Origin of the sequence: Ruminococcus sp. 210702-SL.1.03 (assembly GCF_020559915.1) — a bacterium.
In the GTDB taxonomy this organism is placed as follows: Bacteria; Bacillota; Clostridia; order Oscillospirales; family Ruminococcaceae; genus YE71.
On record NZ_JAJCLZ010000009.1, the window covers coordinates 64,395 to 76,779 of the forward strand.

Sequence of the window (12,385 nt, forward strand, 5' to 3'; positions counted from 1 at the left end):
TAAAAATTTTACTGATACTTTGGAAAGGTGGTTAAGAATCGAAGATGGAAAAGAAGATCAAGAGAAATCAAGATGGTTCGGTCATTCTGGCAGTAGTATGTATGTCCATGATCTGCATCACTCTTGCGACCATTGCATTGGGCGTTGTAAAAGCGACGACCAAAGCTTCGAGCCGAAATGTTCAGCGCACGCAGGCCAAGATAACTGCCGAGGCCGCGCTTACGGAATTTATTCAAAGCTACAACAACAACTATGACGCACTTAAAGCACTGGCGACCAGCGGCGACGGCACAGCCATCGACGTTAAAATGCCCGCAGACACAGACTTCAACAGCACCTACGGAACAGTTACCCTTCACGTTAAGAAAAACGGAACTAACGGCTTTAAGGTAATTTCCGAGTGCACATTCTCAACTCAGACCCAGAGCGCATCTGTCGTATTCGACAGCGTAAAGGAGACCCCGAATATCCCTTCTAACGCGCTTGAGGCTTCTGAGGGCGCAAACTTCTCAGACGGCGTGGCTTCGCCTATCGACGGCGACATCTGCCTCGAGAAAAAAACAGGCGCCGCCGATATGAATTACATCACCCTCGGCTGTAACAACGCGGCTTTCACAAGCCACATCTACTCCGAGTACAATCTGTACTTCAATTCGGGCACAAGCTTCTCTGACGTAATCAACAAGTCCGGTTCGCTCAACTACGAGCCTAACAAGAGTAACGCTGCTAAGGCAGGAAACTTCTTTAAGCAGGCTATGACCATCACCACTGAGGGTTATATGTTCTTCTACAACCAGACTACTATCAGCACCGCTATCGGCAAGACCGACGTGAACGGCAAGAACAGCGACGACGCAGGCTACGACGCTTCCAATCTTTCAAACAGAGATGGTTACATCAAGGCTGACAAGAAGATCTGGCTGGGTATGCCGAACGCCCTTACCATAGGCGACAGCAGCAAGCCGATAGATATGTATACCCACGGTCTGTATGTGGGAACTCTTCCCCAGAACCTTGCAGGCTCTACCAACCCCGACTACTCCGCTATGATGGGCGGCTACGACAACACAGTCGGCGGACAGACAGCCGCGGGCACTGTAAACGGCAATGTTTACTGCTACATCGGCAACAACGCCACCTACCAGTCGGGTGATATGGTGATCTGCAACGGCGCTCAGACCTTTACCGTAAACGGCGACCTTTTCGTAGAGGGAAACCTTTACATCCGCGTTGGTTCTGACGGCGGCAGCAAGCTTCAGGTAAGCGGCACTCTGCACTGCAACAAGAACATCCTCTTCATCGACGACGGCGGCAATGTTGTTTCTACCGTAGGTATCAACAACGGCGCATTCCAGTCGATCAGCAATCAGCCCGGCTACGACGGCGAAAACCTTGCAAGCAGACAGATAAGCTGCGGCAGCAAGGACGTTACCATCGACAAGACCGGAAGAAACGCTTATCCTAACGCAGGCTACGACCCCGCAAGCGGCGTTGACAACACCAAGAGATCTAATCTGAAAAGCATGTACGGTATGGCGAGCGCAAACGATATGTTCGGCGCTTACTTCGGAACCGATACCGACCTCGCAGACGCTTCCAAGAACATCGCTAAGAAGTATGCAGAGGCTCTTACAAGAACCGTAAATACCAAGAAATTCGTTCGCGCTGACGGCGCTACCGTAGCTGACCTCGTAAATGTATATCAGACGGGCAGCAAGAGAATTACTCAGATAAACGGAAGCCTGCGCCTTAGAGGAAGCGACTTCGGCAACATGAACGTTGAAAGTGAGAGAAAAAAATATTCTGTAAAACTCACTACCGAGGACATCGTTATCGCGCTGCCTATAGATAAGGGCAACATTACTCCTTTCTTCAGAATAGACAGCTCAGAAGCTGCTGACGGCGTGTTCGTATACTTCATGTACTACGAAGAGAACACGATCCCCGACTTCTCCGACGCGGATCAGGACAACAACGTTCTCAACTGCCTGTATTTCAACGGTACGGCTACTTCCGCTCAGGTAACGGTAGACGCCATTTCGATCTACGATAACAGCTCCAAGAGTTTCACTTCTCAGAAAGTCATCTTCAACAAGACCGATGATTCTTACAGAAACGGCAAGAGCATCGTTTACAACTCAAACGGTCAGGATATTGATTTCTGCTCTGACTCGGCTCTCTACTACCCCTACACCTCGACCAGAACCGATACGAGCGCTATCACTGGCGGTACTGACAACAGAATAAAGTTTGACGAATACTACAATCTGTTCGGTCAGAAGCTTCCCGCAAACGTCTGCGAACTCGGCGTGAACGGTGATGGATCTACCACGGTAGAAGGCTACACCAACCGTATATTCTATCTCGTGCCCAGCAGCGTATCCGTTACCTTCGGTGACAACCTTGAGATGCAGGGCATCATGTACGCTACCAAGTCGCTGGTAACTTTCCAGGGTTCGCATACAAGATTCTACGGACAGGTAAAATGCGGAACTTACAAGTGCCCGAACGACGATAAGGTCGGCATTGTAAAGAACATCCCCGCAGCAAAGCAGTCGATACTCGACTATGTATCTGAGATCAACAAGCAGCACGGATCTTCTTCCGATATTGAGATCATGTACTACGATTATTCGCACTAAATCGGAGGTGGAATAAATGAAGATATTTAAGAAAAACCGCTCCGGTATGACGTTGGTAGAGGTAGTCATCGCAATGGCTTACTTCTCAGTTACCACCCTTTCAGTGTGCATGGCTTTCTCGGCGGCTCTGAAATACAGCGCAAGAAATATGCGCCGCGACGGCGAGCTGAACGTTCAGCAGACCGCTATGGAGAAAAAGTCCACCGCAGGCGTAGTTCTCAACGACGGCGCTACGCTCGACGCTATGACTATCAACTATGTAAGATCCGGAACAACCGATGTAGTTGCAAGCGTAAACAACGTTACCGAGTATAAGGCTATAAAGACTAATACCGACGGCGATGATTTCAATTTCCAGATAAAGTCATTCTCCAGCACACCTCTGGGCAGCCAGAAGCTGGTTCCTGACAAGACTCAGGGCAAATTCAAGATCTACGTTATAAACAACACGGGCAATACCGTAGACGTTGATATAACGATAAATTCCGGCACGATATTTGAAGGCTCGTTCGACAACGGTTACAGACATTCGTCGCCGCACTACTTCCGCACCCTGGCAGCTAAGGACGCCGACGCTCTCGGCGCTCCCGCTACTGAGGAATTGATGCCGGACAGATTTATAATCGGCTACTACAATCCTACACTGGGCAGCGAAGCAAGCTCGGCGCTTTCGGTAACGCTGAAAGCAAACGGTGCGACCTTTACGCAGGATCTTAACAACGGCTTTCTCAATACAAATGGTCAGCTCACGATAACCTGTACGGCAGCCGGCACTTACAACTTAACATACGGTTCGCCAACATGATGGATCAAGGAGGTAATCAGATGTCAAAAAAATTGAAAAAAGGTTTTACGCTGATTGAACTTCTGGTCGTACTGCTGCTGATGGGAATAATCACCACAGCGATAGTAATGATTCTCAGACCTACCAGCAACCTTGCGGTAGATATTGATAACAAGGCGGACGAAGAAAACAACGCCATCACGCTTTTTGACTATGTAAACGGCAAGCTGAGATACGCGACAGACGTTATGATAGTAAGCAACGATGACGCAAGCGTAATGCCCTCGCACGGCAACATGAAGAATTTCATTCTTCTTTCAAACGACACAAGACCCGTAAGCAAGAAGGGCGCAAGAGGATATGCCAAGAGCGGACTTACAGGAAATCCGCTCAGCAACGCTACCTACTGCGTATCCAGCTCGCTGCTGGCGGAGAACGACTATCAGTTCTCGATAGAGGGTGTAAACACCGAAGCGAAGTCCGAGAGCATAACTTTCGGCGCGCTGGTACACCCGATGAAGGCTACTTACAGCAACTTTGTTATAAACGAAGATAAGCCTTACAATTATTCCGAAACATTCCAGCTCGTAAATATGCAGAACCGCGACCAGCTCAACACCACCGTTATAGGCGGTCTTTCGACCTCGGGCTACGACGCGAGCAAGAAAAACATCTGGATATTCTACGAAGAGCCTAAGGAAGCAAAGCTCACGGGCAACGCTTCTAACGGCGGTATCCCCGCTAGCGCAGGCATCGGAAACGCTACCTACGATAAGATGGGCAAGAAGGATATTGATCTTTCGATCAACAACGCTTCTATAATCGTTCATTTCATGAGCGGCAACGATTCCGGCAAGAATTTCTACTGGTATAACAAGAGCGACAGCTCGAAGATCACTATTTTCAACGATGATGGATCTGCTGACACTAATGGTCAGGTATCTGCACCGAACACGGGCATACTTACCAAGACCATATATCTCGAAGAAGGCTCGACCTTTAAGATCAAGGCAGACAATCAGAACAGAGAAGTTCTCAGCGTAGATTACACTTCTGCGAAGAACACCCCCGATCAGGAGTTCTGGATATATGACTGGGAGTCGCACAACGCGGAATACGTTCCGCCAGCTGCTATAAACAAGACCCTTACCATTCATTATGTGGCTGGAATTAGTTCGATCTCAAACGGTATCCGTATTAAAGACAGTGATGTGATAAAAGACGGTATCCTTATCGAAGGCAGGCATTATAACAACGATTGGGAAAACTACGATTATTACAACAACAATGGTTCTAAGGATATTGTTGTAAATTATGTTCTTGAAAATACCAAGATAGATCTGTACACGCTGTCAGAAAGCAATAATGTTACCTATATTGCTTCTTACGAGGCAAACTCATTAGGTGATTCAAACGAAATATGGATCACTAATGGAGCAATCTATGGTAGTGTTGATGACATTCCACCTGCTCCCTCACCTCAGCTTGAGGTAACAGAAGTGACTGCAATTTCAAACAACAATTTCTCATTTACAATAAAGAATACTGGTTTGGTAGATTGTCAGAACTGGGAAGTAGTTATTGACCTCCCTGACAACTGTCCTATAAATAATGTGCCGTGGAATGTTACTCAGACGTATGATTCTCAGAATCCCAACAGAATAAAGTTTACTTCTAAAGATGGTTCGCTCATTACCGTTGGAAGAAATGGCGGAATAGCTACCATTTCAATACAGGTAAAGGGCTGGGAAAATCCTGCTCTTGAAGGTCAAACACCTACATTAGTAAGCGTCACAGCGACCAAGTGGTAATAATTAAACACCCTTTCTCCACCGAGCTTCCTAAACAGCTCGGTGCTGAAAAAATCCCCCGAACGGTTTTGATGTTCGGAGGATTTTTTGAGCGAATTTTAAATTTGAATTTTGTATGCGCTTCGGCTTTTTAAAAGCGCGGCTTATACGTTGTACGGCAGTTTGCTGATGTAGCCCTCGCCGTAGATGAGCTCGCCTAAGCCCGTAGCGTTCATGTAGAGATTTACAATGTCCCAGCCGTACAGCGCTGAGATAAGTATGCCGATCGCGAGCCATGGGCCAAACGCGAATTTTGAGCTGCCGCCTGTCTTTTTCAGTATGCTGCCCGCTATCGCACCGATGATTATTCCGATGGCAAGCGCCGCTACCCCGCGCGATACGCCGAGGTAAAGCCCCGCCGCCAGCATTAGATATACGTCGCCGAGGCCCATAGCCTTGCCTTTTGAGATCAGCCAGATCAGAAACAGCGGCAGGGCGGTTATCAGAGCGCCGAGCAGATGGTCTTTGATGCCCATGTTGGTGAAATTTCTGAACCATATGAACTCAGGTACGGCAAGCACGCCGATGAATATGCACACGCCTGTTGAGATAAGCTGCGTGTCCCAGTCCATAAAGAATATTACGATGAGCGCCGAGAAAAGCAGACAGTTCAGTATGCACCAGAATGGGTTGTTCGCAATGTCGAAGCGCAGGCTTATAAGCAGCCAGCCGACTGCGTTCAGCGACTCTACTACCGTGTAGCGCGGCGAGATCTTCGCTCCGCAGGCGCGGCATCTGCCTTTCAGCAGGCACCAGCTTATTATCGGTATCAGGTCGCGGTGCTTGATGTACGCGCCGCAGGTCATGCAGTGCGAATTTCGCTTTATCAGCGACTCTTCCTTTGGCAAACGGTAGATACATACATTTAAAAAGCTGCCTACCGCCGCGCCGAAAAGGAATGTAAAGATGTACATGACGATTATGAAAATGTCATATTGCATATCGCCTGTCATTTTTTATACCTCCCAAATAAAATAATTTAACATAATCTATTTTAACACAAAACTATGACAATTTCAATAGCAAAATATATTTTTTTGTTCACGGCGTTTTCGCGTCATGCCGATGGGCAAAAGGGCAGCAGCGTACCGCCCGAAAAGCGTATCCCGACGCGAAGATAAGGAGAAGAATTTATGAAAAACATTCCTATCGGACAACACCTCATTGAAAAGGGTCTTATCACCGAGGAACAGCTTCAGCAGGTTCTTGCCAAGCAAAAAGAAAGCAAGGGTAAGATGTTCGGCGATGTTATCCTCGAGATGAAGCTCGTTACCGAAAACCAGTTCTCTGAGGTGCTCGCTGAGCGACTCAATATCCCCTTTGTAGACCTCGATAAGGCTGTCCTTATTCCCGACGTAGTAAAGAGGATACCTGAGGATACTGCGAGAAAGTATAACTGTATCGCGCTCAATAAGGTCGGCAGAAGACTTACCGTGGCTACTTCCGAGCCTTCAAACTTCTACGCTATGGAGGATCTGCGCGTAGTTACAGGCTGCTCTATAAACTTCTCTATGGCTACCAAGGGTGCTGTAAACCGCGCGATAGGTAAAATGTACTCCGCGGGTCAGACCGACTCGATAGTTGAAGAGGCTACTAAGCAGAAGGAAGAAGAAAAGAGCCTTGAAGACCTCGCAAACGAAGCTTCAAACGACCGTATAGATAACGCGCCTATCGTAAAGCTGGCTTCTACCATAGTCGCCGACTCCTTCCGTAAGGAAGCGACGGATATACATATAGAGCCTTTCAGAGATTTTACCAAGATCCGTATCCGTGTAAACGGCGACCTTATCGAGCTTATGACCCTTTCGTCGGCGCTCCACGTTGCCCTCGTTACACGTTTCAAGATACTTTCGGGCATGAACATCGCCGAAAAGCGTATACCGCAGGACGGACGTATGTCGCAGGTGGTAGACGGCACAAACCTCGACCTTCGTGTATCTAACCTGCCGATGGTATACGGCGAAAAGGTCGTTATCCGTATTCTCGCTACCGGCGATATGTCGGTAAGAAAGATAACCGACCTCGGTATGACCGAGTACAATTACCAGCGTTTCGCTGCCTGCCTTAAAGTACCGCAGGGCGTTGTACTGGTTACCGGCCCTACCGGTTCCGGTAAATCTACCACCCTTTATGCGGCGCTCGGCGAGATAGCTAAGCCTAATCTCAACGTTATCACCGTAGAAGATCCTGTCGAAAAGAAGGTAGAGGGCATAAATCAGTGCCAGATAAACGAAAAGGCGGGCATGACCTTCGACGCTGCCCTCCGCTCTATACTCCGTCAGGACCCTGATATTATAATGGTCGGAGAAATGCGTGACGCTGAAACTGCCGAGATAGCTATAAGAGCCGCTATCACGGGACACCTTGTGCTTTCGACTATACATACCAACGACGCGGCTTCCACCGTTACCCGTCTGGTAGATATGGGCGTACAGGCATACATGGTGGCTACTTCCCTTATCGGTATAGTAGCCCAGCGTCTTACCAAGGTGCTCTGCCCCGACTGCAAGAAAAAGCGTATGAGCCGCCCCGACGAGGACGAACTCATGGGCATAGATGGCCCGATAGAGGTCTACGAGCCGGTGGGCTGCCCGCACTGCAATAACACAGGCTACCGCGGCAGAACAGCTATACACGAAATACTGCTCTCGACCCCCGAGATGGCGCAGCTTATAACCCGCGGCGCTAAGGCGGACGAGATTCAGGAACTGGCGAGCCAGCAGGGCTGCAAACTGCTGCGCGACAACGTATCGCTGCTGGTACAGCAGGGAAAAACATCAATGGATGAGCTTATCCGCGTAACTTATGCGGTTTGATCTATTATAGTGGAGGTATTTAAAAAATGGCTATTGACATCAACAAAATTCTTGACGAATCCAGAGCCCTCGGCTGCTCTGACTTGCACTTTACCGTAGGTATCCCCCCGATAGTACGTCAGGGCGGCAACCTCAGAAAGCTTTCTTCCTACCCCGATATGACCGAGATAGATATACGCGGCATCTGCGACAATATGTGTAACGAAAAGCAGCGCCAGTCGATAAAAGATCATATCGACACTGACTTTACATACGTTTCCACCCGCGGCTTCCGTCACCGTGTAAACGTATATCGCCAGAGAGGAAACACAGCTATCGCTATCCGTCTGCTGAGAAACGATATACCTACCCTTACCGACCTCGATCTGCCGCCCGTACTTGCTGAATTTGCAATGCGTCCCCGCGGACTCGTGCTCGTTACCGGCCCTACCGGTTCCGGTAAATCTACCACCCTTGCCGCTATGATCGACCATGTAAATCTGCATAAGTCGGCGCACATAATCACCGTAGAAGACCCTATCGAGTATATGCACGCGCACAAGAGATGTATGGTAAACCAGCGTGAGATCGGCCCCGACGTTCCCAGCTTCTCTATGGCGCTGAGAGCTGCCCTTCGTGAAGACCCGGACATCATACTCGTCGGAGAAATGCGTGACTTCGAAACTATCGAAGCTGCCGTAACTGCCGCTGAAACGGGCCACCTTGTTATGAGTACCTTGCATACCACCGACGCGGCTTCTACCATCGACCGTATCATCGACGTATTCCCTGCGCACCAGCAGCATCAGATAAGAACTCAGCTCGCTTCGGTACTGGTAGGAATATGCACCCAGACCCTCTGCCGCACTATGGACGGCACCAGCCGTGTAGCCTGCTGCGAGATACTCGCCGCTACCGACTCTATAAAGGCTATGATCCGCGACGACAAGGTACACCTCATCGGCTCGGCTATGCAGACCGGTAAGCAGTACGGAATGCAGACCCTCGATCAGGAGCTTGCAAAGCTTGTGCGCGACAGAAGGATCACTATGGAAGTTGCGCTTGAAAAGTGCCTGAACGCAAACGACCTCAAGAGATTTATCGCTGCGGCTAAGGCGTAAAAAATTACCCCTTTTGAAAGGAATAAAGAATGATATACAAGCATAAGGTGCAGTATTACGAAACGGATAAAATGCAGGTGGTGCACCACTCAAACTACATCCGCTGGATGGAGGAGGCGAGAGTGGAATTTCTCGAGAAGATAGGCGCTTCCTTCGTTTCGCTGGAGGAGATGGGGATAATCAGCCCCGTTACCGAGGTGAACTGCCGCTACGAAAACATGATGCGCTTCGGCGACACCGCCGAGATAGACGCCTGCCTAGAGGAATTCGGCGGCGTGAAAATGCTTGTTAGCTACACCATGCGAAATGCCGAAACGGGCGAGGTATGCTGCGAGGCGCAGAGCCGCCATTGCTTCCTCGAAAACGGCAGGATAATCAATATGAAGAAAAAGCACCCCGAGATATACGCCAAGTTTTTGCCGCATATAGGCGAGCACGGCGAGATGAAGCTCTGAGGGCTTTCGGCACTGAAAAATTTCAGTAAAACGCTTGACAAAACACCCGTTTTGTTATATGATATTAGTAATGGCTGAATGCCATTTATGGACAGAAGTCTGCGGATTTTTTGCAGACGCTCATTAGGAGGAGAATATAATATGTCAAAATTTTGTGTATCATGCGGAGCACAGCTCGCGGATAACGCTGATTTCTGCACTACCTGCGGCGCAAAGCAGAGTGCAGCTCAGCCACAGGGCGCACAGCAGATAGGCGGTCAGCCGCACCCCGGCGCTCAGCAGGTAAACGGCGCTGCCAAGAACTTCGCAGACGCTGCAAAGGGCCTCGGCGCAGCCGCTGGTCAGAACGTAAAGCAGACCTTCGACGGAGTCTCTTTTGATTCCGTAAAGGGCGCTATGTCTATCAACGACATCAAGAACGTTGGCAAGACAAAGAACAAGAACACCATCATCGGTCTGGCGGCCATCGCGGTAGCTATCGTTCTCGTAATAATCATTCTCTGCTGCGCTATCACCCCCGGCTGGCAGAAGCCCATCGACAGAAGATTCAAGGCTATGAACAAGTGCGACGGCTCTCTGTACGCCAAGACTTTCGCCGATGCTTACAATGATTATGTAGATGAGCATTATGTTTCTGATGACGATGATTATGATTCCATAGAGGAGTATTATGAGGAGCAGCTCAACGATATTAAGGATTACGCTGAGGACGAGTACGGCGACAACGTAAAGTACAAGGTAAAGGTACTCAAGAAGAAAGAACTCAAGAAGTCTGACCTTAAGGACGTAGAAGACAGGTATGAAGACTACTACGACGAGAGCGTTGACGTTTCTAAGGGCTACAAGGTAAAGCTGAAGATCACCATAAAGGGCAAAGACGACGACGATACCAACAACACTTGGATGAACGTTTACAAGATCGACGGCAAGTGGGTACTTGAAAACTGATACCTGTGTTTTTAACTGTTTAACTGAACATACTGCGGAGGTCTTTTCGCGCGGAAAGCGGGAAAGATCTCCGCTTTTTTATGCCGCAAAACCTTGATTTTTACCGAGGTATGTGGTATAATAAAAACGTATATTTTAATGATCGAAAAAATAAGGAGAGTATAAATGATAACTGTAAACAATCTAACCATGTCATTCGGCGGGCAGACCCTTTTTAAGGACGCTGATCTGAAATTCACGGGCGGAAACTGCTACGGGATCATCGGCGCGAACGGCGCGGGCAAATCTACATTTCTGCGCATACTCTGCGGCGACCTAGAGCCTACTAAGGGCGAGGTCATCATACCGAAAAAAACACGCATGAGCGTGCTGAAACAAGACCACTTCGCCTACGACGAGTACACCGTGCTGGATACCGTTATAATGGGCAACCAGCGCCTTTACGACATAATGCAGGAAAAGGACGCGCTTTACGCTAAGGAAGATTTTTCCGACGCTGACGGCGAGCGCGCGGCTGAGCTGGAGGGCGAATTTGCCGAGCTGAACGGCTGGGAGGCTGAGTCTGAGGCTTCAAAGCTGATACAGGGTCTGGGGCTTTCTGAGGATATACTTTATTCGCAGATGTCTGCCCTCTCGGGCAACGAAAAGGTAAAAGTACTGCTGGCGCAGGCGCTTTTCGGCAGCCCCGATATAATACTTCTCGACGAGCCTACAAACCACCTCGATATTTACGCTATCCGCTGGCTGGAGGAATTTTTGGCAGAGTATTTCGGCACGGTGCTGGTAGTTTCGCACGACCGCCACTTTCTCAATAACGTCTGCACCCATATCGTAGATTTCGATTACGGCAAGGTGAAGATGTATGTCGGCAACTACGAATTTTGGTACGAGTCATCTCAGCTTATGCAGCGCCTTATAAAGCAGCAGAACAAAAAGGCTGAGGAGAAGATAAAAGAGCTGCAAGACTTCATCTCGCGCTTTTCGGCGAACAAATCGAAGTCGAAGCAGGCTACCAGCCGCCGCAAGCTGCTGGACAAGCTGACGGTAGAGGAAATGCCCGCCTCGTCGCGCAAGTACCCCTACATCGGCTTCACCCCCGATCGCGAGCCGGGTAAGGACATTTTAAAGCTCGACAGCATATGCAAAGCGGCTGAGGACGGCACACCGCTGCTCAATAATATAACTTTCACCCTAGGCAGAACTGATAAGGTGGCGATAATAGGTGAGTCGGAGCAGGCTATAACAATGCTTTTCAAGATACTTGCCGAAGAGGTCGAGCCTGACTCGGGCAGCATGAAGTGGGGCATATCCACCTCGCGTTCATATTTCCCGAAGGATAATTCGGAATATTTCAACGACTGTGACCTTTCGATAGTAGATTGGATAAGGCAGTATTCGGGCAACGAGGACACCGAAACATATCTGCGCGGCTTCCTCGGCAAAATGCTCTTCTCGGGCGACGATATTTACAAGAAGGTAAACGTGCTCTCGGGCGGCGAAAAGGTGAGATGTATGTTCTCGCGCATGATGCTTTTCGGCTCTAACGTACTGCTGCTCGATCAGCCTACCAACCACCTCGACCTCGAGTCGATAACCGCGGTGAACAACGCGCTCGCCGACTTTAAGGGCGTAGTTATCTTCACCACTCACGACCACGAGATAATGCAGACGGTAGCCAACAGGATAATCGAGATAACCCCCGAGGGCTGCATCGACAAGATGGGCACTTACGAGGAGTACCTCGACTGGAAAAAGAACAGAGAATAATTTATTGCTTTGAAAGGATATGA

At 49.1% G+C, this 12,385-nt stretch carries 9 protein-coding genes; 8 read left to right on the top strand and 1 reads right to left on the bottom strand.

Annotation, left to right across the window (positions count from 1 at the left end; all coding sequences use genetic code 11):
• Positions 1-44 precede the first annotated feature (44 nt).
• From LI114_RS06570 to LI114_RS06580, 3 genes are read left to right on the top strand one after another with little or no spacing between them, the layout of a single operon-like run.
• Positions 45-2,642: a hypothetical protein gene (locus LI114_RS06570; protein ID WP_227219987.1), complete on the top strand. Its 2,598-nt coding sequence runs from the start codon at positions 45-47 to the stop codon at positions 2,640-2,642.
• Positions 2,643-2,658: 16 nt separating this feature from the next.
• A complete protein-coding gene (locus LI114_RS06575; protein ID WP_022128636.1) occupies positions 2,659-3,447 on the top strand; it encodes a type II secretion system protein J in 789 nt (262 codons plus the stop codon).
• A gap of 20 nt (positions 3,448-3,467) precedes the next feature.
• Positions 3,468-5,237 (top strand): prepilin-type N-terminal cleavage/methylation domain-containing protein, encoded by a 1,770-nt coding sequence (locus tag LI114_RS06580; RefSeq protein WP_227219988.1) that lies wholly within the window; start codon positions 3,468-3,470, stop codon positions 5,235-5,237.
• 143 nt (positions 5,238-5,380) lie between these two features.
• Here the strand turns inward: LI114_RS06580 and LI114_RS06585 are convergent, their stop codons facing one another.
• Positions 5,381-6,229 (bottom strand): prepilin peptidase, encoded by an 849-nt coding sequence (locus tag LI114_RS06585; RefSeq protein ID WP_227219989.1) that lies wholly within the window; start codon positions 6,227-6,229, stop codon positions 5,381-5,383.
• A gap of 180 nt (positions 6,230-6,409) precedes the next feature.
• On the opposite strand from LI114_RS06585, the gene LI114_RS06590 reads away from it, so the two are divergent.
• The 5 genes from LI114_RS06590 to LI114_RS06610 all read left to right on the top strand — a co-directional run bounded on the left by LI114_RS06590 (position 6,410) and on the right by LI114_RS06610 (position 12,362).
• Positions 6,410-8,092, top strand: coding sequence for a GspE/PulE family protein (locus tag LI114_RS06590; protein ID WP_227219990.1), 1,683 nt, complete (start codon positions 6,410-6,412; stop codon positions 8,090-8,092).
• A gap of 26 nt (positions 8,093-8,118) precedes the next feature.
• Positions 8,119-9,192, top strand: a complete 1,074-nt coding sequence (locus LI114_RS06595) for a type IV pilus twitching motility protein PilT (protein WP_022128640.1) — start codon at positions 8,119-8,121, stop codon at positions 9,190-9,192.
• A 29-nt stretch (positions 9,193-9,221) separates the two neighbouring features.
• A complete protein-coding gene (locus LI114_RS06600) occupies positions 9,222-9,647 on the top strand; it encodes an acyl-CoA thioesterase (RefSeq protein WP_227219991.1) in 426 nt (141 codons plus the stop codon).
• Between the two features lie 141 nt (positions 9,648-9,788).
• A complete protein-coding gene (locus tag LI114_RS06605) occupies positions 9,789-10,595 on the top strand; it encodes a zinc ribbon domain-containing protein (RefSeq protein WP_227219992.1) in 807 nt (268 codons plus the stop codon).
• Positions 10,596-10,760: 165 nt separating this feature from the next.
• Positions 10,761-12,362, top strand: coding sequence for an ABC-F family ATP-binding cassette domain-containing protein (locus LI114_RS06610; RefSeq protein ID WP_227219993.1), 1,602 nt, complete (start codon positions 10,761-10,763; stop codon positions 12,360-12,362).
• The last annotated feature ends 23 nt before the right edge of the window (positions 12,363-12,385 follow it).

Bases quoted from the DNA above. Each gene is read 5' to 3' on its own strand.
- LI114_RS06600 (WP_227219991.1), top strand. From the start codon at position 9,222: ATGATATACAAGCATAAGGTGCAGTATTACGAAACGGATAAAATGCAG.
- LI114_RS06595 (WP_022128640.1), top strand. From the start codon at position 8,119: ATGGCTATTGACATCAACAAAATTCTTGACGAATCCAGAGCCCTCGGC.
- LI114_RS06570 (WP_227219987.1), top strand. From the start codon at position 45: ATGGAAAAGAAGATCAAGAGAAATCAAGATGGTTCGGTCATTCTGGCA.
- LI114_RS06575 (WP_022128636.1), top strand. From the start codon at position 2,659: ATGAAGATATTTAAGAAAAACCGCTCCGGTATGACGTTGGTAGAGGTA.
- LI114_RS06590 (WP_227219990.1), top strand. From the start codon at position 6,410: ATGAAAAACATTCCTATCGGACAACACCTCATTGAAAAGGGTCTTATC.
- LI114_RS06580 (WP_227219988.1), top strand. From the start codon at position 3,468: ATGTCAAAAAAATTGAAAAAAGGTTTTACGCTGATTGAACTTCTGGTC.
- LI114_RS06585 (WP_227219989.1), bottom strand. From the start codon at position 6,229: ATGACAGGCGATATGCAATATGACATTTTCATAATCGTCATGTACATC.
- LI114_RS06610 (WP_227219993.1), top strand. From the start codon at position 10,761: ATGATAACTGTAAACAATCTAACCATGTCATTCGGCGGGCAGACCCTT.
- LI114_RS06605 (WP_227219992.1), top strand. From the start codon at position 9,789: ATGTCAAAATTTTGTGTATCATGCGGAGCACAGCTCGCGGATAACGCT.